This is a genomic window from Dongia soli, assembly GCF_034044715.1.
Lineage (GTDB): Bacteria > Pseudomonadota > Alphaproteobacteria > Dongiales > Dongiaceae > Dongia_B > Dongia_B soli.
The window spans coordinates 505,223-524,440 of the sequence record NZ_JAXCLW010000002.1 but is presented as its reverse complement, the minus strand read 5'-3'; the positions used below and the strand labels follow the sequence as shown (position 1 = coordinate 524,440).

Genomic DNA, 19,218 nt, shown 5'->3' with positions numbered 1-19,218 from the left:
TCCCTCAATAACGGGTCATGTCGGGCCGGCCGACCGTATGCTGCGAGCCGGCCAGCGGCACCTGCGCCAAAGCCGATGCTTCCATCGTGAGCGCCGCCAGATCTTCCGGTTCCAGCGAATGCACATTGGTCTTGCCGCAAGCCCGGGCCATCATCTGCGCCTCAATGGTCAGACAATGCAGGAAGTTATAGACCCGCTCTGCTGCTTCATCCGGGTCCAGCCGCTTGCGCAGGATGGGATCCTGCGTCGTTACGCCGACAGGGCAACGGCCGGTATGGCAGTGATAGCAATAGCCGGGTTCGACGCCGATCTCCCGCTCGTAATCGGCTTCCGGAATATCCTTGTTGCAATTCAACGCCATCAGAGCCGAGTGGCCGATGGCAACGGCATCGGCGCCGAGTGCCAGAGCTTTCGCCACGTCGCCGCCATTGCGGATGCCGCCGGCATAGACCAGGCTGATTTCACCGGTTTTGCCGACATCGTCCAAGGCTTTCCGCGCCTGCCGGATCGCCGCAATCCCCGGCACGCCGGTCTCTTCCGTGGCGATATGCGGGCCTGCCCCCGTCCCGCCTTCCATGCCGTCTATATAGATGGAATCCGGATCCGTCTTTGCCGCCATGCGGACATCGTCATAGACGCGCGCCGCACCCAGCTTCAATTGGATCGGAATCTCCCAATTGGTCGCCTCGCGGATTTCCTGAATCTTCAGGGCAAGGTCGTCGGGCCCCAGCCAATCAGGATGGCGTGCCGGCGAACGTTGATCGATACCGGCGGGCAATGACCGCATCTCGGCCACCTGATCGGTCACTTTTTGGCCCATCAGATGGCCGCCGAGACCAACCTTGCAGCCTTGCCCGATGAAGAACTCGCAGGCATCTGCAAGCTGCAGGTGATGCGGATTGAAGCCATAGCGCGACTGGATGCACTGATAGAACCATTTCGAGCTATAGCGTCGCTCGTCTGGGATCATGCCCCCTTCACCTGAACAGGTCGCTGTCCCCGCCATCGTGGCGCCACGTGCTAGCGCGATCTTCGCTTCGTAACTTAGCGCTCCGAAGCTCATGCCGGTGATGTAAACCGGGACATCCAGCACCAGCGGCCGCTTGGCCCGCGGTCCGATCACCGTCTTGGTATCGCATTTCTCGCGATACCCCTCGATCACGAAGCGTGTCAGCGTCCCCGGCAGGAATGTCAGGTCGTCCCAGGTGGGGATTTTCTTGAACAGGGAAAAGCCGCGCATCCGGTAGCGGCCGAGCTCGGACTTGATGTGAATATCGTCGATGACCTGAGGTGGAAAAATGAAGCTATTGCCCAAGCGATGCGTATCGCGCGCCAGCGGCTTCTTCTTCGGTTTCGGATCGGCCGGCGACTTCTTTTCTTTCGCCATCGTCATCTCCCTCTATCGCGCGATTACAGAATGAGCTTCTTTTCGCTGGGTTCGAGATTGTCGTAGTTCCAGAGCTGTTTGCCGGCGACGATCTTGGTCATGTTCTTGACCCCGTTTGGCGTTTTCAGATCGTATTGCTTCAGCTTGCGCTCCAGCCATTGGCAATCGAGATCGGTCATTTCACCGGGAACCGCATCGACGCCCAACCCTTCGATCTTGCCGCCGACATAGATCGTGCCGTCATACATGGAATCGCCGAGATTTTTGCCGGCATCGCCCAGTACCACCATGCGTCCGCGTTGCATCATGAAGCCGCAAAACGCGCCGCACCGGCCGCCGACGATGATCGTGCCGCCTTTCATGTCGATACCCATGCGGGCACCGACATCGCCTTTACAGACCAGATCGCCACCACGGATCGCCGCCCCGAAAGTGGAGCCGGCGTTCTTTTCGATGACCACCGTACCGGCCAGCATGTTTTCACTACAGGACCAGCCGACGCGGCCCTTGATGTGGATATTCGGCCCATCGATAAGGCCGCAGCCAAAATAGCCCAGGCTGCCCTCGATGTGCAGGTTGAGGCGATTGAGGATACCGACAGCGAGTGCATGCTTGGCACCCGGATTGTGCATCACGATGGTGCCATTGCCGGCCTTCATCAGCTCGCGCAGCTTCAGATTGATTTCCGATGTATTGAGGTTGGCGGCATCGAATTCCGCCCGTTTGTTGAAATCGACCTCGTAAGCACCTGGATAAGTGAAGTTTTCTTCCTCTTCCGGCGAGAAGAAACGTTGCTGGGTACGCCCGGAAAGCTTCTCCGTGTGCATCCCCATATCATGTGATTTCGTGCGAAGTGCCATTGTTTTCGGGCTCCCTTCCCTATCGCTTCCAGACCCGAACTTCGCCTTCATAGGGATCGAAAGTATCGATCTCATGGGGGAAGACGCTGCGGATGGCGACCTCTTCCGAGGCCAGAGCGATGAAATCGTCGCTCTCATAGAGAACCATCGGCTTCGCCGCCATGACATCCTTTGCCATGCCGAGTGAATCCGATGTGGCGACGAGATAGGTGAAGACGCCGTCCAACTCATCAATGGAGTCCTTCATGGCGTCTTCCAATTCGGCGCCCTGCTGCATCTTGTCGGCCAGATAGACTGCGATCAGTTCAGAGTCGCAATTTGACATGAAGCGGTGGCCACGCCGTTCCAAGGCCCGCCTTCCGGTCCAGTAATTGGTCAACTGTCCGTTATGCACGACGGAAACATCGGCAAAGGGATAAGCCCAATAAGGATGGGCGGAGCGGATATCCACATCCGATTCCGTCGCCATGCGGGTATGACCGAGGCCGTGACTGCCGGTGAACCCCTTCAACTGGTATTGGCCCGATACCCGCTGCGCGTCGCCGAGATCCTTGACCAGCTCTAAGCCGTAGCCGAGTGAAAGGATCTCGGCACCGTCGATATCCTCGATATAATCGGCCAGCTTCCGCTTGTCGCCGCCATAGTCGAGCGTGTAGCGGAAGGCGTATTCCGTCGCCTCATCCTCACTTACGATGGTCGCACCCAGTTCCTTCAATCGGCGATCAACCTCTTTGCGCCTTTCCTTCACCTGGTCATGAATGTGAAAGCCGATTTTCATTTCATCCTGCTCGGCCACCTTGAATCGCATGACCAGGGTGTTTCCCTTCGGCGATCCATAGAGCGCAAATCCGGTGGAATCCGGCCCCCGATGCTTCAGTGATTGAAGCATCGACGTCATTTCCTTGCCGATGTCGCCGGTCCTGCCGCGATGGATGAGTCCAGCAATGCCGCACATTGTCGTTCTCCCTATTCTATTCCACTGATGTGCCGGTTCTCAGGGCAGGCAATCCCAGTAGGTTTCCAGATCCCACTCGGTCACCGTCGACATGAAGCGCTCCCATTCATCGCGCTTGTAATGCATGAAGACCCGGTACATTTCGTCCGGCATGGCCGACTTGATGATCTCGTCCTTCTCCAGCTCGTTTAAGGCGTCGCCGAGGGACAGCGGCAGCTTCTTCACTTTCTTGCCGGCGGACATGGCTTCGTAAATGTTGCGTTCCTCCGGCTCGCCAGGATCATATTTGTTGTTGATGCCGTCGTCGAAAGCCCTCAGGAGAGCGGCAGCCATCAGATAGGGATTCACGGCTGCATCGACCGAGCGATATTCGAAACGGCCGGGGGCAGAAATGCGCAAAGCGCAGGTACGGTTCTGATATCCCCAATCGGCAAAGACGGGCGCCCAGAAACCGGTATCCCACAGGCGCCGATAGGAGTTGACCGTCGACGAACCGATTGCCGTCAAGGCGCCGAGATGCTTGATGACGCCGCCGATGCAGTTCAAGCCGATCGGGCCCGGCTTCTGTTCACCCTTTAGCGGCAGGAAGGTATTTTCGCCGCCCTTGCGATAGCAGAAGCTATCCTTCATGCCCGGAAGGGGCTTATTTTTGAGATCATTCATCTCATCTTCGCCGCCACGCCAGAGCGATAGATTGTGATGGCAGCCGGATGCCGAGACGCCCATGAAGGGCTTCGGCATGAAACAAGCGATGAGATCAAATTCACGCGCGACCTGCGCGCAGATCTGTCGGTAGGTCGTCAGGCGATCGGCGGTACGCAAGCAATCATCGAACATGAAGTTCAATTCGAGTTGGCCTGGCGCGTCTTCATGATCGCCCTGGATCATGTCGAGGCCCATTGCCGTCGCATATTCGATGACCCGCATGAAGACCGGACGCAAGCTTTCGAACTGATCGATGTGATAGCAATTCGGCTTTGAGAAACCGCCGGCCGGCAAGCCGTTCTCGCCCTTCTTCAGCCACATCATCTCCGGTTCGCAACCATGGCGCAGATGCAAGCCTTTATGCTTCTTCTGAAATTCCTGATGGATCAGGCGCAAATTGCCGCGGCAATCGGACGTCAAATGGCCGCCGGGATTCGTCCGTTCCTCGCGATTGCGGAAGCAGGTACAGAAGACCCGCGCAACACGCTTGTCCCAAGGCAATTGCACGAAAGTTTCCGGATCAGGAATGCCGACCAGTTCGGATGCTTCCGGGCCGTAGCCGATATAGGCGCGATGGCGATCAATATAGAGATTGGCGGTCGAGCCATAGACAAGCTGAAAGCCGCGTTCGGCGATGGATTCCCAATGATCTGCCGGAATGCCCTTGCCGACAATGCGGCCGGTGACCGAGACGAACTGATAGTAGATGTACTTGATGCCAAGCTCGTTGATCTTGGACCGAACTTGCTTGACCAGTTCCTTGCGGCCCTTTTGCGCGACATGGGTTTCCAGGTCGGTTGTTCCACCCCGTGCAATGACGGGTGCCTTTGTGCTGGTTGTTCCGCTTGAGCGTGCTTTGGTCGTTACATGCGCCTCGAGGTCGGTCATTTATTCCTCCCATTTGGCGGTGGCTTCGCGCCACCTGTTTCCCTAACGCTTGGCGGTTTTCACCACCTCCATCTGTTCTTGGTGATCGTGATGACTGTGTCGGGACGCAGCTTGGCCGCTCCCGATTGCTTCAGGACTTCGACGATTGCTGGCGATCAACCGCCATGAATGCATGAGCTCGGTCAGATCGAAGTAGCCCTACGTCGTGGTACAGAATTGGGCCAGACCCGATGCTATCGGTCCCAATATAAAAAAACCGAATAATGCCAAGCGGTACCTTGGACATCTCCCTACCTCCATCGCGGCCGTGCCCGATTTGAGTACGGGGCCACTGCGATCGGACGCCAATTTGGTGCTGGATTGGTATAGTTTTTATTGACCAGATCGGCCGGTCGTCTGCATAATCGAAGCACAAGCCGCCGCTTATGCCAACCAATTTTTTGTAAAGGCACGCAAATGGCAAAAATTGGTGCTGAGAGTCTAGAACCGTCCCGCGCCTTCCATGCAGGAGAGCCTATCGCTCCCATCGATAACGGCAAAGGCTCGCCCTGGATTGCCGGACAACTTCGCCAAGCCATCCTCGACGGGATGTATAAGTTCGGCGAGAAGCTGCCTGCAGAGCGGCAGCTCGCGGAAGTCTATGGCGCATCTCGCACCACCGTTCGCCTGGCCCTTGATCAATTGGAAACGGAGAAGCTGCTCGCGCGCCGGGTTGGCAGCGGCACCTTCGTGTCGTATCGCGCGGCTGCAGAGACAGCTTCCATCGCCGAAATCACCAGCCCGCTGGAATTGATTGAAGTACGCTTGGCGATCGAGCCTTACATGACCCGCCTCGCCGTGCTGAATGCAACCTCACGCGATCTGGAAAAACTCGATGAGGCGTGCCGCTATGCGGAAGGGGCCGGCAGCGATCCGGCAAAATTCACCGATTGGGATACGGCTTTCCACGTGCGCATTGCGGAGGCCGCGCATAATCCGCTGATGCTCTGGCTTTATCAGCAGGTGAGTGAAATCCGTACCCATACGCAATGGTCAGCGATGCGCGACAAGATCCTCACCAATGAGCGCATCACCGAATACAATCATCAGCATCGCGCCCTCTATGCTGCGATCCGCAGCCGGGATGTGGAAGGCGCCATGGCCATGGTGACCAGCCATTTGCATTATGCCCGGCGCCAGCTCATGGGTGCTGAGGGCGCTTGATAGAAAAGGCCGGGTGCAAACCCGGCCCTTCATTTCATATCCAGCGGAATCAGCCGCGGATCAGCGGGCGGGTTAGACAGGTCGGACCGCCCTCGCCCGGCACCGAAATGGCATCCGCCTCGATCACATGAACCTTGCAACCGGCGGCTTCCATCCGCTTCTTGGTCTCAGGATTCCCCTTGACCATGACGACTTCGCGAGGCGCGATCGCCAGGACGTTGCAGCCCATGCTGGCGAATTCGCTGTCCGGGACCTCCACCAGATTCATGCCTTTCGCCAGCAGCCACTCACGAAAGGGAATCGGCATCAGTGGCGAATAGACAAGCTGCAGGTCTTTATCGAGCGGGCTGATGATCGACATCAGGTGGAAAACGTCAGACTGGCCTTTATAATGCGGCAATGCCGAAACCTCGACATGCACATCGGCTCCGACCAGGTTCTTGAACTGCCGGATACCCTCATCGTTCGTGCGATAGGTGCGGCCGATCGCAACGGTCTTCTCATCCAGCCAGATCAGATCGCCGCCTTCGATGCTGCCCTCGCCGGTGATCCCGCCCAGCACCGGAATACCGGCCTTTTCAAAGGCCTGGCCGTGGATCGCCGGTTCCCCGCGCCGCGCGGGCTTGCCCATGTTGCAAAGGATGACCCCCTTGGGACACACCGCTGCGGCATCGCGCACATAGAGGCTGTCCATCGTCAGGCTGTCATGCTCCGGCAGATAAACGATCTCCGCCCCCACGCTTTTGATCACCTCGGCAAAGCGATCATGTTCACGCGCCGCCAGATCGAAATCCGGGCGGGTGTGATAGTTGAGGTCACGCCATTCCGCATCGACCTTTGCCTGATTGCGCATGGCTTCCTGCGGCCGCCGCATGGCCAGCCGTTTCAGCCTTCCAAATTCATTCATTCCTGTCAGCATGATGCTGCGCACTCTACTGATACGGGCCGAGGAATCAAGAGCTCCTGGGAGCGCCAAACCACTTCACGACCGAGCGTTAATTCCGCTCAACGGTCCACCGCCACAAGATGTTCGGCGCGGCAGCTGAGTGCCAGCGACATGCCCTGCTCCACCTGGCGGTCCGGGGGCAGCCGCAACACGAAATCCTGGTCGGCCGTCTCACTGCTGGCAAGCACGCGGTAATGCGCTCCCTGGAAGGTCGCCTCGCGGATCCGGGCGGTGCCCAGGTTGACATCGCCCGCGCCACCCGTCTGAAGGTTCTCGGGGCGAATGATGATCGTGACGCCGTTGCCGGCGGGCAGAGTACCGGGTAGCCGCAGCTTGCCGACCGCCGTCTCCACCTGCGTCGAGGAAGAGCCATCGGCACTCGTCACCTGTCCGGTAATTTGCGTGCTCTCGCCCATGAAGGTCGCGGTGAAGCGCGTGGCCGGGCGTTCATAAATACGCTTCGGCGTTCCCATATCCTCAATCCGCCCGTTGTTCATCACGACGATCAGGGAAGCCAGCGCCATCGCCTCTTCCTGGTCATGTGTAACGTGAACGAAACTGCGGCCTGTGCGCCGTTGCAGAGCTAGCAATTCATCCTGCATCTGGCGGCGTAGATTGAGATCGAGCGCGCCCAACGGTTCATCCAATAGCAGGATCTCCGGCTCAACCACCAAAGCTCGCGCCAAAGCAACGCGTTGCCGTTGCCCGCCCGATAGTTCATGAATACCGCGTCCGCCGTAATCGCCGAGGCCAACAAGTTCCAAGCCGGCAGCAATCCTTTTGCGGCGCTCCGCCGCGGGGACACGCCGCATTTTCAAGCCGAAGCCGATATTGTTGGCGACCGACATATGCGGGAAAAGTGCGTAATCCTGGAACAAGGTCGTCGTCGGCCGCTGCGCCGGACTCAAATCTGTCACGTCCCGGCCGGCAATGCCGATGCGCCCCGAACTGGGCACGATGAAACCGCCGATGAGCGAGAGCAGCGTCGTCTTACCGCTGCCGGAGGGTCCCAGCAGCACAACATAGGCGCCCTTCTCCACGCCGAGTGTTACCTCATCCAAGGCCACCACACTGCCATAGACCTTACGAACGGCATCTATATCGAGATGAGGCTGGGTGGTCATGAACGGCGCTTTCTGAACAACAGGACTTCGACCGTGACGAAAAGCAGGATCGAGCAAATGAAGATGAAGGACCCGACCGCATTGGTCTGTGGGTTGAGACCGCCGCGCAGAAGCGACCAGATGACGACCGGCAAGGTGACATCGAAACGGGTCGTCAGGAAGGCGATGATGAATTCATCCCAGGACAGCGTAAAGCACAGGCAGAAAGCAGCGATGAGGGCTGGCGCGATCATCGGCATGGTAACTGCCGTGAGCACATGCCAGGTCGAGGCGCCAAGATCGCGTGCCGCCCATTCGATCTTGCGTTGATGCTCACCGAGCTGCGCCAGGCAAATGGCAAAGGCCAAGGGCATGTTGATGACCACATGGCCGATAACGACGATTCCCAGCGAAGGCCCCAATCCGACGGCGGACAAAGCCACCAGCAATCCCATGCCGACCAGGAGATAGCAAACCGCCAGGGGCAGGATGATGAGGCCTTGGATGGCGCGCCGCCCCCGGAACTCGTAGCGGGAAATGCCGTAGGCTGCCAGGAAGCCGATGACGACCGACAGAGCGGATGAGACGATGCCCACCATCAGCGAATGGCCAAGCGCCGCCATCATGCGATCGTTCGCCATAGCCGTTGCATACCATCGCAAGGTCGGACCATTGAATGGTGGCACCGGCAGACGTCCGTCCTGAAACGAGAACAGGATCAGCATGGCGACCGGCAGCAGGATGAACACATAGCATGTCGTTAGATAGAGGTAGGACGCCAGGTTTCCGAGAACAGCTTTCCAACGCATGATTTACAGCCTGGACATGCGAAGCTGCCGTTGCAACGCGAGGTAGACAATCGCAACGATCAAGGTGAGGACCAGCGACATCGCCGACGCCATGGGCAGATCAAGCTGGCGCTGAAGCTGCATCATGATCACCTGCGGCAGCAGCAGTTCTTTCATCCCGCCGAGGATCTGCGGCGTAATGAAGTCACCAATGCACAGCACCACGGTGAGAAAAGCACCGACCGCCATGCCCGGCACGCTGAGCGGCAGAGTGACCGTCAGGAAACTGCGGAAGGCGGATGCACCCAGGTCCTGTGCCGCCAGCACATAGCGCGGATTGATCTGCACCAGATTGGCATAGATCGTCAGCGCATTCAGCATGATGAAGAAATGCACGAAGCCGAGGGTGGTGGCACCCGCATTATAGGCCAGAATGATCGGCTTATCCGTCAAATACAACCCGCGCAGCGCCCAGTTGATCACGCCGGTCGGCGCAAGCACCAGAAGCCAGGCATAGGACCGCACCACATAGGAAGTCCAGAACGGCAGAATGGCAAAGGCCAGCGCCAGACGCTGCCAGCTTTTCGGTATTTTGTAAGCGATGATATAGGCAAATGGATAGGCCAGGATCAGGCTGATTACCACCACGATGGCCGTCGTGATCACCGAATTCCAGATCGCCTGGACGTAAGCCGCCTCACCGAAGAAGCGTTGGTAATTCTGCAGGCTGAACGACGACAGCGATCCGGCCGGCGTCAACGGCATCAGGCTATAGACCGCCATGATCACGATGGGTGCGGCAAAGAACAGCACGATCCAGGCGACTGCCGGCAGCGTGAAGCCAAATCCGGCGAGACGCCCGCGGCGTGCCGCCCGGGCTTCCGTCGACTGCAAGCCAACCGACTGCGCCATTCTCTTACCTGTTATCATCGAAATGATACGGCCGGATTCCGCTTACAACCATCGGAAATCCGGCCGGATCGAAAGATTAGTTGCTCTGCAACACCTGCGCCCATAAGGCCTGCAATTCCTTGTCGAAATCGCTGGTCATCTGCAAATAAGGATGCGAGACCTTGATATAGCCCGGCTGGTCGGCCCAGCGCAGGATCTTCTTTTGCTCGTCATTCAGAACCGCCTTGCTGTTGGCAGGCATGCCCCAATAGCAGGAAGATGTGGCCAGTTTCCCTTGCGCTTCCGGACTGACAATGTATTGCACGAACTTGGTCGCCAGATCCTTGTTCTTCGATGCGGCAAACACACCGAGCCCCTGTTGCCAGCGGACACCGCCTTGGCCGGGAATGACGTAATCCAGATCGGGATTATCCTTGGCCATGCCGGCGGTCACCCATTCCCCACCACCGACCAGGATATCCACCGCGCCGGTCGCCAGGGCCTGCTGCACCGTCGTCACATCGCCGACCATTGCTGCATTGGCTTTCAGCGCGATCAGCTTCTCCTTGATCGCCGGCAGGTCGGAAGAATTCAAATCGGCCGGCGTTTTGCCGAGTGCGATGGCAATATATTCGATCACCGGCACATAATAGTCGTAGATGGCGATCCGGCCCTTATACTTCGGGTCCCAGATCGCATTGATATCTTCCATCGCCTTGGGATCAACAGCCGCCTTGTTGAAGGCCACCGTGTTGTAGCCGAACTTCTCAGGCACCGTATAAAGTGTGCCGTCGACCGATGTCAGCTTCGCATCGGCGATCTCCGCCGGAATATCGGCGAAGGGGAAATCCTTGGCATTCAGCGGCGCCAGAATTTTCATCTGCACGAGCCGGCCGGTATCGGTCTGATCGACCACCAGCACATCCCAGTCACCCGGCTTCGACTGGCCGAGCACCGCCAAGGCTGCCGCCGTGCTGTCGATATCCTTAAAGTTGATCTTGACGTTGTTGGCCTTCTCGAAAGGCTCCAGCAAAGCCGGATCTTCGTGATCGCACCAGGTCAGCACATTGAGATTGTCGGCCGCGACCGCATTCGTCGCCAGCGACCAGAAGCCGATGCCCGATGCAAGCAGGGCCAGCGTCAAACGGGCGCTCAGTTTATAGGTCTTCCGAGATGCCATAGTCATTAATATCCCCCTTTTGATGTCTCGCTTTGTGACGGACGGCGAATAGCTGCGATCAATCGTGCAAGGCATGTGTGACACAAATTTCTTCCACCCAGTCAACAATTCCGCTCGCGTTTTACCGGCCGTTCCGCCGTTCCGCCGTTCCGCTTATTTGCGCTTGACGAAAAATGAATGAGCTACAAAATTAAGTCAATTCATTTTCTGCGGCGAAGCCGCATCGTGGGATATCAATGGCAGGGTTGCGAGAACGTCAGAAAGCCACGCGGCATCGTGACATTCTGGAAGCGGCCGGAACTTTATTCCGGCGCACTGGCTATGCCGATACCAGCATAGAGGCAATCGCCGAACGGGCTGATGTCGCGCCGGGTACGGTCTATAATTACTTCCAGTCCAAGGGAGACCTGCTGCTCGCTTTGGTCGCACTCGATGGCGAGGAAGTGCGTAGCGCCGGCACTGAAATGATCGCTGAGCCGCATGACGATGCCTTTACCGCCGTACAAAACCTGCTTGAATATTATGTCGATCACTCCCTGGTGCATCTGACGAAAGAGCTCTGGCGCAATGCGATTGCGACTGCGGTCACCCAGCCGGAGTCACCATTTGGACTGGGGTATGCGGAATTGGATCGAAAGCTGGCAAATCAAGTTGGCGACCTCGTCGCCTGTCTTCAGGAGCAAGGACTGATCGACCGGGAAATCGATGCGCGCGTCGCCGGTAATGTGCTCTTCGAAATCTGCAACAGCCTCTTCTTCGTCTTTGTTACTCAGGAGGCCATGCCGATGGAGCAGTTGAAACAGCACATGGCGGAACAGATCGTGCTGGTTTTTGCCGGTCTGCAGGGCAAGAATACCGGCAGCACTCGACAGAAGTAATGGCGGACCGATATGGAAATTGCGACAGCGAATACCTGGTATCAAACCAAATCGGTCGGTGACGGGATCACCTGGATCTGGGAACCGCATATCAAGCCCTATTACCGCTGCAATATCTGGCATATCCGTGGACGCGACCGCGACCTGCTGATCGATTCCGGGATGGGCGTGGTGAGTCTGCGGGAGCAGGTTCAATTGGTTGCCGAGCGGCCGTTATTGGCAGTCGCCACGCATACGCATTTCGATCACATCGGCGCACATCATGAATTTCCCGAACGGGCAGTTCATCTGGCGGAAGCGCATATCATGGTGCGCCCTGACCGCTACAACACTGTAGCCGACGACTATGTCACAGATGACATCTTCACTGCCCTGCCGCCGGGTGATTGGCAGGCCGCACGCTATGACGTGCAGCCGGCGCCGGCGACCTGGCTGATCGATGAAGGTGACCGTGTCGATCTTGGCGAGCGCAATTTCGAGGTTCTGCATCTGCCCGGCCACTCACCGGGATCGATCGCTCTTTATGAGCAGGTGACCGGCATTCTCTTCGCTGGCGACGTCATCTATGACGGCCCGCTCGCCTATGAAGCCTATCACACTGACATGGCTGATTACGTGCGCAGCATGCGCCGTGTCCTGGATCTGCAGGTGACCCACGTGCATGGCGGCCACTTCGACAGTTTCGGCGGCGACCGCATGCGCGAGATCGCCCGCGCCTTTCTCGCAGAACATGATCGCTGAGATGCGACCCGCGTTATGCCTTCACGCTCTTCAGCGTGTTGGTGTAGCGCGCGATGCGGCTGCAAGCCTCATCCAGGCTCTTTTCGTCGATGACGAAAGAAACCCGGACATGGCCATCGGCGCTGGGGCCGAAGGGACTGGCATCCAGGACCGACACGCCGGTTTCGTTATAGAGGCCCCAGGCGAAGTCATAGGCAGACAGCCCGGTCTTGCGCACATCCAGCATCATGAACATGCCGGCTTCAGGCACATGGCAGGACAGGCCGGGCACCTGATTGAGGCGCGCGATTGCCGTGTCCCGGCGGCGCTGGTAAGCCTGCCGCATCGCCTCGACTTCCGGTACGTCATGCGTCAGCGCATAGGTCGCCGCATGCTGGATGAAGGGCGGCATGCCGTACTGATTGCACAGGCCGAGATTGTGCACATGGTGGATCAGCTCCTCAGGGCCGACCATCCAGCCGATGCGCCAGCCGGTCATGGCATGGGATTTCGACAGGCTGCTCACCGTCACGGTGCGCTCGCCCATGCCAGGCAGACCGGCGATGCTGACATGCTTCTTGCCGAAGGTCAGGCCGGCATAGACTTCATCGGCAACGACCCAGAGATCGTGCCGGATGGCAATATCCGCGACGGCCTTCGCCACCTCGGCCGACATCATCGCGCCGGTCGGATTGCTCGGCGTCGCAAAGAACAGCGCCTTGGTCTTCGGCGTGATGGCTTTTTCCAGATCCGCCGGATCGAGATGGAAGTTGTTCTCCGGCCGCTGCGAGACGCGCTTCAGCGTCGCGCCGCTGGCCCGAATGGTGGCTTCGTAGGTGAGATACATCGGCTCCAGGACCACAACTTCATCACCCGGTGCCAGCAAGCACATCGAGGCGGCGAAGAGACCAGGCTGGCAGCCCGCGACGGCAGACACGTTGGCGGCCGTGACATCCTGCCCCGACAGGCGCTTATGATGCGCTGCAATGGCCGCGCGCAGGTTCGGATAACCGAGAATATCGGAGTAATGGGTATCGCCCCGTTTCAGCGAGGCGATCGCCGTATCGGTGATGCCGGCCGGCGTATCGAAATCCGGATCCCCGATGGAGAGGATAATCACGTCCCGGCCGGCGCGCTGGTCATGCACGGCGCGCTGATGGATATCCCAGGCCGCCACGCCCTCGCCGCTGATCCGGTCGCAAAATGGTGAATACCGCATGATTTCGAGCCTGTTCCCTGGTCATCCAGTTATTGCACAAATGTGCAATAACTATATCGAGCGCGAATTTGCGGTATGATCAGGGCTTGGTCAAGTCTCGCAATGCGCGGACGGGCCCTGGTGAACAAACATAGCTTTGACCTGCCAGGACGGCTATATCCCATACAGGAGTCTTCCGAACCTCGTTAACTGAGTGAGTAAAGCGATGTCCAAAGATCTGAACCAACCTCTTGGTGGCAACAAGATGCCACGCTTCGGCGGCCCGGCTACCATGATGCGCCTGCCCTCTCAGCCGACGGCGGAAGGGCTGGATGTCTGTTTCGTTGGCGTGCCGCTGGATACCGGCACCTCGAACCGGTCAGGCGCCCGTTTCGGTCCGCGCCAGATCCGCGCCGAATCCTGCCTGCTGCGTCCCTATAACATGGCGACCCGGGCTGCTCCCTTTGACAGCCTGCAGGTGGCCGATATTGGTGACGTCGCAATCAACACCTTCAATTTGCAGAAGAGCATCGGCCTGATCGAAGCGGCCTATGACGAGATCCTCAGCCACAATTGCATCCCGCTAACCATGGGCGGCGATCACACCATCGTCCTGCCGATCCTGCGCGCCATCGCCCGCAAGCATGGCCCGGTTGGCCTTGTCCATGTCGATGCCCATGCCGATGTCAACGACACCATGTTCGGCGAGAAAATCGCCCATGGCACGCCCTTCCGCCGTGCGGTGGAAGAAGGTTTGCTCAATGGCAAGCGCGTGGTGCAGATCGGCTTGCGAGGCACCGGCTATGAGGCGGAGGATTTCGATTGGCCCCGGGCGCAGGGCTTCCGCGTCGTCCAGGCGGAGGAATGCTGGTACAAATCGCTGGCGCCGCTGATGGCGGAAGTGCGCGAGCAGCTCGGCAAGGGACCCGTCTATATCAGTTTCGACATCGACGGCCTCGACCCCTCCTCCGCGCCGGGCACCGGCACGCCGGAATTCGGCGGCCTCACCACGATCCAGGGGATGGAAATCATCCGCGGCTGCCGTGGGCTCGATATCGTCGGTGGCGATCTGGTCGAAGTGGCGCCGCCCTACGACCCGCAGGGCAATACATCGCTGCTCGGCGCCAACCTGCTCTACGAGATGCTCTGCGTCCTGCCGGGCGTCCAGTATCGCGCGTAATCCGATAGCGGGGCTGTCGATAAAACGGCAGCCCCGTTTGTCTTATTCGCCCGCCAGTGCCTCGGCACGGATCGGCACGGAAGGCGCCGGGAAATCACGGTCATGGCGAAGCGCCGGAATCATCTGGCGGGCTTCTATAACCTTGGCGAGGTCGAGCTCGGCGGTCACAAATCCCACATCCTCGCCGCCATCGGCCAGAACCTCGCCCCAGGGATCGACGATGAGCGAATGGCCGAAGGTGCGCCGCCCTTCGGCATGGGTGCCCGTCTGATTGGGCGCAATGACGAAGCAGCCGGTTTCGATGGCACGCGCCCGCACCAGTACATGCCAATGCGCTTTGCCGGTCGTGTAGGTGAAGGCTGCCGGAATCGTCAGCAGCGCGGCGCCAGCTTGGGCCAAGGCGCGATAAAGATAAGCGAAGCGCAGATCGTAGCAGATCGACATCCCCAGCAATCCCCACGGCGTGGCAGCGAGTTGGGCGCGCTGACCGGCTTCCACGGTGGCGGATTCCTTGTAGCTTTCGCCGCGCGCAAGATCGACATCGAACAGATGCAGCTTGTCGTATCGCGCTGTGATTTCGCCGGCCGGGTTCAACATCAGGGAGCGGTTGACCACCCGGCCCCGTCCCGGCTCCTTGAAAAGCTGCGATCCCACCAAGATCCATTTGCCGGTTTCCCGGGCCAGATCGCGGCAAGCTGCTAGAAACGGGTCTTTAGCCTCGGCCTGCGCCGTTGCCAGCAGTTTCGCCGGGATCGGCTCGAACAGGCCGGCCATTTCCGGCAAGGCGATCAAATCCGCACCTGCTTTGGCAGCCGACCGCACGAGGTCCACGATTGGGGCGATATTCGGAGCGATTTCCCGCTCCGCGCAATTCTGGATACATGCGATACGAATGGCGCCTGACATGGCCTTAACTCCCCGTTTTCTCTTTCCCGGTCTGATCTTAGCGTCACGGCGTCCTGGCGCAAACAAATGCGCGGATGACCTGCTATGGGCTTGATCCAATGGCGATAAACAGGCTATCACACCGTCACCCAAGGTCTAGGTCCGGGCGCGCCCGCCCCGAGATGCCGGCTTAGCTCAGTGGTAGAGCAACCGCCTTGTAAGCGGTAGGTCGCGAGTTCAAATCCCGCAGCCGGCACCATCCCTTTCTATATATTGGAAAAAAGCGCATCTGGCTCACCGCTCCGGCAGCCGCCGGGACATGGCATATGATGTGTCATTACGCAACTGCCGCGGCAGCAATCGATGCATCCGCTGATGCCCCAGAAGCACAACCTGATAACCTTCGGGAAACAAGCGTGCGATTGCCGGATCCAGCACATTCAGCCCGCCGGCATAGCTGCCGAAGGCCGGCAGAAGCAGCCGCTCCTGCCCCAGAACGAAGCATCGGCGCCGTATCAGATGTCCATTTGAAGATACCAGTCCGACCGGGTGAAAATGGCCGAAGATCAGCCCGCTTTCCGCCGATGCATCATGCTGTAGGACGACATTGCCGCTCTCCAGGCGCTCCACCACTTCTCCGCCCAGGATCGCGGGGATGGCGGGGTCGTGATTACCGGTCACCCAAATCCAGGAGCATCCATCCATCAAGAGGCGGAATCTCATGAGATCGCCTCCGTTCAAGCGGTCGGATGCGGCGGCATCGTGAAAACTGTCCCCCAGGCAGATCACCTGCCGCGGCTGATACCTTGCGATAACCTCGTGCAACTGCATCAATGTCTGCGCCGTGTCATGCGGCGGCAGGGGACGATAGGCCTGGGCCGCGAAGGCCGATCCCTTTTCAAAGTGAAGATCGGCCACGACCAGGCACTGCTGACCGGGCCAATAGAGCGCACCCGAAATGTCGAGTACGAAATCGTCGCCGGCAAAGGAAATGGACAAATGCGTCATTGAGCAGCCTCAAGCGGATCTGTCGCTTCCGCAATCAGGTCCATTGCCGCTGCATCCAGCAATTCATCCAAAGCTTCGCCGGCAATCCGCTCGCGCCCGATATCCAGCAGGATCGGAACGGCGAGCGGCGATACATGGCTCAACCGCCGAAATGTGATCTGACCTTTTATGCGCTGTAGAAAATCACTTAGACGGCCAACATCGGCCAAATTCCAAGCGGCATCCTGCCGCGTTGCCTTCAGCAGGATATGGCCTGGCTCATGCTTGCGCAAAACATCATAGATCAGATCGGCATTGAAAGTGACCTGCTTGCGGCTTTTCTCCGCACCCGGATGCCGCCTCTCGATCAAGCCGGCAATGATTGCCACCATACGAAAGCTGCGGCGTAGCATCGACGAATCTTCCAACCATTCTTCGAGATCATCACCCAACATGTCTTGATCGAATAATGCTCCGACTTGCTGTGCATCCGGTGCACGAAGTCCCCAGACACCGAGAACATAATCGCTGGCCACAAAGCCTAGCGGTTTCAATCCCATTTTTTCCATGCGCCGCGTCAACAGCATGCCAAGTGTCTGATGTGCATTCCGCCCCTCAAAACAATAGGCAACCAGAAATTCCCTTTTGCCCCGCGGGAATGATTCCACGACCAACCCGGACGTCTCTGGAAGTTGCGATCGGTTCCGCTGCAACCGTAACCAGTCCTGAACCTCAGGCGGCAACCTGCGATGGTGCCGCGTATTGGACAGCAAGGAACGCACCCGTCCGGCAAGTCCCGTGGTCAGTGGCAGCCGGCCGCCGGCATAAGCCGGTACCTTGGGCTCGCCCTTCTTCGCGACGCTGCATTCCACCGACATGCTGCGGATGCCTTCGAAGCGCAACAGGCGGCCAGCAAAAATGAACGTATCCCCGACGGTCAAGCCTTGCACAAACCATTCCTCTACATCGCCCAGGACCGGTCCGCGTCTCAGTTTCACCCGCAGCATTGGCGCCTCGACAATTGTTCCGACATTCATGCGGTATTGCCGGGCAATGACGGGTGCCGCGATGCGATAGCAGCCGTCGTCTCCCTCCACCAAACGATGGTAGCGTTCGTAGGCTTTCAGGGCGTAGCCGCCATTGACCACAAAAGCGAAGACCTGGTCGAAATCTTGGCGAGAAAGAGTCCTAAACGGATAGGCTGTCTTGATTTCCGCAAAGAGCTCATCCGGCTGTACTGGCCGAGAACAGGCCACGCCAAGAATGTGCTGCGCCAACACATCGAGGCAGGGAGGCCGGGCCGGATAGCCATCGAGATCGCCTGCCAAAGCAGCTTCCATTGCCGCCTGGCATTCGAGCAATTCAAATCGATTGGCTGGCACGAGAATAGCCTGGCTCGGCTCGTCCAATCTGTGGTTGGCTCTGCCTATGCGCTGCAGCAATCGGCTCGCGCCTTTTGGCGCGCCGACCTGGACCACCAGATCGACGTCGCCCCAATCGATCCCGAGATCAAGCGACGAGGTACAGACCACGGCGCGAAGTATGCCGCGTGCCATGGCAGCTTCTATCTTCCGGCGTTGCTCAACGGAGAGGCTGCCATGATGAAGGGCGATCGGCAGATTATGGTCGTTGCACCGCCAAAGCCCCTGAAAGATCAATTCCGCCTGGGCGCGTGTGTTGACGAAGACCAGCGTGGTCCGGTGTGTACAGATAGCACGGTATATATCGCCGACAGCATGTTGTGCCATATGCCCGCCCCAGGGGACACGTTTACCCGATAAGAGAATGGAAATGTCGGGCTTGGCGCCTTCCTGGCCACGGATCACGGCAACCTTTCGACCATCAAAAGAGAGATATTCGGCCATGTGGTCGGGCTGCGGGATGGTCGCCGATAATGCGACGAAGCGAGCTTTCGGCGCCAAGCGAGCGAGGCGAGCCAGGCCAAGAAAAAGCAATTGTCCTCTCTTGGTGTCGGCAATCGCGTGCAATTCATCGACGATGACCGCACTTAAATTGCCGAACAGATTGTCGGCATCGGCATAGGACAGCATTAAAGCAAGTGATTCCGGCGTGGTCAGCATGATTTCCGGTGGCCTCCGGCGCTGCCGCTGGCGGCGATTCTGCGGTGTATCGCCGGTTCTGACTTCGCAGGAAATATCAAGCTTCATCTCTAGGAGCGGTATCTCCAGATTCCGCGCGATATCGACCGTGAGGGCCTTCAGCGGGGAAATGTAGAGTGTATGGAAGCCTTTGACCTTCTTCCGCCCCTCTTTCGACAGTTCATTCAAACTTGGCAAAAATCCGGCCAAGGTCTTTCCGCCCCCGGTCGGAGCGACCAGTAAGGTGGATCGGCCTGCAACCGCTTCTTGCATCATACGCAACTGATGCGGGTAAGGAACCCAGCCGCGCGTCGCGAACCATGGGGCAAGTTTGGGCGCTTGCCTGGCAAAATCTTCCAGCATAT

Annotated in this window: 17 protein-coding genes and 1 tRNA gene; 5 read left to right on the top strand and 13 right to left on the bottom strand. The window is 58.7% G+C overall.

The window, feature by feature from the left end; genetic code table 11:
* Nucleotides 1-4: 4 nt before the first annotated feature.
* Genes SMD27_RS08915 through SMD27_RS08900 form a run of 4 tightly spaced genes read right to left on the bottom strand, consistent with a single transcriptional unit; the run spans nt 5 to nt 4,795 of the window.
* Nucleotides 5-1,387, bottom strand: coding sequence for an FMN-binding glutamate synthase family protein (locus SMD27_RS08915; RefSeq protein WP_320508019.1), 1,383 nt, complete (start codon nt 1,385-1,387; stop codon nt 5-7).
* A gap of 23 nt (nt 1,388-1,410) precedes the next feature.
* Nucleotides 1,411-2,247 carry a GltB/FmdC/FwdC-like GXGXG domain-containing protein gene (locus SMD27_RS08910; RefSeq protein WP_320508018.1) on the bottom strand — a complete coding sequence of 279 codons (837 nt, stop codon included), beginning with the start codon at nt 2,245-2,247 and terminating at the stop codon, nt 1,411-1,413.
* A gap of 19 nt (nt 2,248-2,266) precedes the next feature.
* Nucleotides 2,267-3,202, bottom strand: coding sequence for a class II glutamine amidotransferase domain-containing protein (locus tag SMD27_RS08905; RefSeq protein ID WP_320508017.1), 936 nt, complete (start codon nt 3,200-3,202; stop codon nt 2,267-2,269).
* A 39-nt stretch (nt 3,203-3,241) separates the two neighbouring features.
* On the bottom strand, nt 3,242-4,795 hold the full coding sequence (locus SMD27_RS08900; protein ID WP_320508016.1) for a glutamine synthetase family protein: 1,554 nt from the start codon (nt 4,793-4,795) through the stop codon (nt 3,242-3,244).
* A 456-nt stretch (nt 4,796-5,251) separates the two neighbouring features.
* Here SMD27_RS08900 and SMD27_RS08895 point away from each other — a divergent pair, with 456 nt between their 5' ends.
* A complete protein-coding gene (locus SMD27_RS08895; RefSeq protein WP_320508015.1) occupies nt 5,252-5,998 on the top strand; it encodes a FadR/GntR family transcriptional regulator in 747 nt (248 codons plus the stop codon).
* Nucleotides 5,999-6,047: 49 nt separating this feature from the next.
* Here the strand turns inward: SMD27_RS08895 and SMD27_RS08890 are convergent, their stop codons facing one another.
* The 5 genes from SMD27_RS08890 to SMD27_RS08870 all read right to left on the bottom strand — a co-directional run bounded on the left by SMD27_RS08890 (nt 6,048) and on the right by SMD27_RS08870 (nt 10,912).
* A complete protein-coding gene (locus SMD27_RS08890) occupies nt 6,048-6,905 on the bottom strand; it encodes a dimethylarginine dimethylaminohydrolase family protein (RefSeq protein WP_320508014.1) in 858 nt (285 codons plus the stop codon).
* Nucleotides 6,906-7,003: 98 nt separating this feature from the next.
* Nucleotides 7,004-8,068 (bottom strand): ABC transporter ATP-binding protein, encoded by a 1,065-nt coding sequence (locus SMD27_RS08885; protein WP_320508013.1) that lies wholly within the window; start codon nt 8,066-8,068, stop codon nt 7,004-7,006.
* Nucleotides 8,065-8,856, bottom strand: coding sequence for an ABC transporter permease (locus tag SMD27_RS08880; RefSeq protein ID WP_320508012.1), 792 nt, complete (start codon nt 8,854-8,856; stop codon nt 8,065-8,067). Before SMD27_RS08880 ends, SMD27_RS08885 begins: the two co-directional genes overlap by 4 nt.
* Before the next feature lie 3 nt (nt 8,857-8,859).
* Nucleotides 8,860-9,747, bottom strand: coding sequence for an ABC transporter permease (locus SMD27_RS08875; RefSeq protein WP_320508011.1), 888 nt, complete (start codon nt 9,745-9,747; stop codon nt 8,860-8,862).
* Nucleotides 9,748-9,823: 76 nt separating this feature from the next.
* Complete coding sequence (locus SMD27_RS08870; RefSeq protein ID WP_320508010.1) at nt 9,824-10,912, bottom strand: polyamine ABC transporter substrate-binding protein; 1,089 nt, start codon at nt 10,910-10,912, stop codon at nt 9,824-9,826.
* Nucleotides 10,913-11,142: 230 nt separating this feature from the next.
* Here SMD27_RS08870 and SMD27_RS08865 point away from each other — a divergent pair, with 230 nt between their 5' ends.
* Nucleotides 11,143-11,784: a TetR/AcrR family transcriptional regulator gene (locus SMD27_RS08865; RefSeq protein WP_320508009.1), complete on the top strand. Its 642-nt coding sequence runs from the start codon at nt 11,143-11,145 to the stop codon at nt 11,782-11,784.
* Between the two features lie 12 nt (nt 11,785-11,796).
* On the top strand, nt 11,797-12,525 hold the full coding sequence (locus SMD27_RS08860; RefSeq protein ID WP_320508008.1) for an MBL fold metallo-hydrolase: 729 nt from the start codon (nt 11,797-11,799) through the stop codon (nt 12,523-12,525).
* A gap of 13 nt (nt 12,526-12,538) precedes the next feature.
* On the opposite strand, the gene SMD27_RS08855 is transcribed toward SMD27_RS08860, so the two are convergent.
* Complete coding sequence (locus tag SMD27_RS08855) at nt 12,539-13,723, bottom strand: pyridoxal phosphate-dependent aminotransferase (RefSeq protein ID WP_320508007.1); 1,185 nt, start codon at nt 13,721-13,723, stop codon at nt 12,539-12,541.
* Between the two features lie 205 nt (nt 13,724-13,928).
* Between SMD27_RS08855 and speB the strand changes: the two genes are divergently transcribed.
* Nucleotides 13,929-14,882 carry an agmatinase gene (gene speB / locus SMD27_RS08850; protein ID WP_320508006.1) on the top strand — a complete coding sequence of 318 codons (954 nt, stop codon included), beginning with the start codon at nt 13,929-13,931 and terminating at the stop codon, nt 14,880-14,882.
* Nucleotides 14,883-14,924: 42 nt separating this feature from the next.
* On the opposite strand, the gene SMD27_RS08845 is transcribed toward speB, so the two are convergent.
* Nucleotides 14,925-15,788 (bottom strand): carbon-nitrogen hydrolase family protein, encoded by an 864-nt coding sequence (locus SMD27_RS08845; protein WP_320508005.1) that lies wholly within the window; start codon nt 15,786-15,788, stop codon nt 14,925-14,927.
* Nucleotides 15,789-15,951: 163 nt separating this feature from the next.
* Between SMD27_RS08845 and SMD27_RS08840 the strand changes: the two genes are divergently transcribed.
* Nucleotides 15,952-16,026: transfer RNA gene (locus SMD27_RS08840), tRNA-Thr, on the top strand.
* Between the two features lie 35 nt (nt 16,027-16,061).
* Here SMD27_RS08840 and pdeM read toward each other — a convergent pair.
* On the bottom strand, nt 16,062-16,775 hold the full coding sequence (pdeM, locus tag SMD27_RS08835) for a ligase-associated DNA damage response endonuclease PdeM (protein ID WP_320508004.1): 714 nt from the start codon (nt 16,773-16,775) through the stop codon (nt 16,062-16,064).
* Complete coding sequence (locus tag SMD27_RS08830; RefSeq protein ID WP_320508651.1) at nt 16,772-19,216, bottom strand: ligase-associated DNA damage response DEXH box helicase; 2,445 nt, start codon at nt 19,214-19,216, stop codon at nt 16,772-16,774. The genes pdeM and SMD27_RS08830 overlap by 4 nt, the downstream gene beginning before the upstream one ends.
* Between the last annotated feature and the right edge of the window lie 2 nt (nt 19,217-19,218).

What these genes read in the sequence shown, in the direction of transcription:
- SMD27_RS08915 (WP_320508019.1), bottom strand. Translation starts at nt 1,387, where the DNA reads ATGGCGAAAGAAAAGAAGTCGCCGGCCGATCCGAAACCGAAGAAGAAG.
- SMD27_RS08910 (WP_320508018.1), bottom strand. Translation starts at nt 2,247, where the DNA reads ATGGCACTTCGCACGAAATCACATGATATGGGGATGCACACGGAGAAG.
- SMD27_RS08905 (WP_320508017.1), bottom strand. Translation starts at nt 3,202, where the DNA reads ATGTGCGGCATTGCTGGACTCATCCATCGCGGCAGGACCGGCGACATC.
- SMD27_RS08900 (WP_320508016.1), bottom strand. Translation starts at nt 4,795, where the DNA reads ATGACCGACCTCGAGGCGCATGTAACGACCAAAGCACGCTCAAGCGGA.
- SMD27_RS08895 (WP_320508015.1), top strand. Translation starts at nt 5,252, where the DNA reads ATGGCAAAAATTGGTGCTGAGAGTCTAGAACCGTCCCGCGCCTTCCAT.
- SMD27_RS08890 (WP_320508014.1), bottom strand. Translation starts at nt 6,905, where the DNA reads ATGAATGAATTTGGAAGGCTGAAACGGCTGGCCATGCGGCGGCCGCAG.
- SMD27_RS08885 (WP_320508013.1), bottom strand. Translation starts at nt 8,068, where the DNA reads ATGACCACCCAGCCTCATCTCGATATAGATGCCGTTCGTAAGGTCTAT.
- SMD27_RS08880 (WP_320508012.1), bottom strand. Translation starts at nt 8,856, where the DNA reads ATGCGTTGGAAAGCTGTTCTCGGAAACCTGGCGTCCTACCTCTATCTA.
- SMD27_RS08875 (WP_320508011.1), bottom strand. Translation starts at nt 9,747, where the DNA reads ATGGCGCAGTCGGTTGGCTTGCAGTCGACGGAAGCCCGGGCGGCACGC.
- SMD27_RS08870 (WP_320508010.1), bottom strand. Translation starts at nt 10,912, where the DNA reads ATGACTATGGCATCTCGGAAGACCTATAAACTGAGCGCCCGTTTGACG.
- SMD27_RS08865 (WP_320508009.1), top strand. Translation starts at nt 11,143, where the DNA reads ATGGCAGGGTTGCGAGAACGTCAGAAAGCCACGCGGCATCGTGACATT.
- SMD27_RS08860 (WP_320508008.1), top strand. Translation starts at nt 11,797, where the DNA reads ATGGAAATTGCGACAGCGAATACCTGGTATCAAACCAAATCGGTCGGT.
- SMD27_RS08855 (WP_320508007.1), bottom strand. Translation starts at nt 13,723, where the DNA reads ATGCGGTATTCACCATTTTGCGACCGGATCAGCGGCGAGGGCGTGGCG.
- speB (WP_320508006.1), top strand. Translation starts at nt 13,929, where the DNA reads ATGTCCAAAGATCTGAACCAACCTCTTGGTGGCAACAAGATGCCACGC.
- SMD27_RS08845 (WP_320508005.1), bottom strand. Translation starts at nt 15,788, where the DNA reads ATGTCAGGCGCCATTCGTATCGCATGTATCCAGAATTGCGCGGAGCGG.
- pdeM (WP_320508004.1), bottom strand. Translation starts at nt 16,775, where the DNA reads ATGACGCATTTGTCCATTTCCTTTGCCGGCGACGATTTCGTACTCGAC.
- SMD27_RS08830 (WP_320508651.1), bottom strand. Translation starts at nt 19,216, where the DNA reads ATGCTGGAAGATTTTGCCAGGCAAGCGCCCAAACTTGCCCCATGGTTC.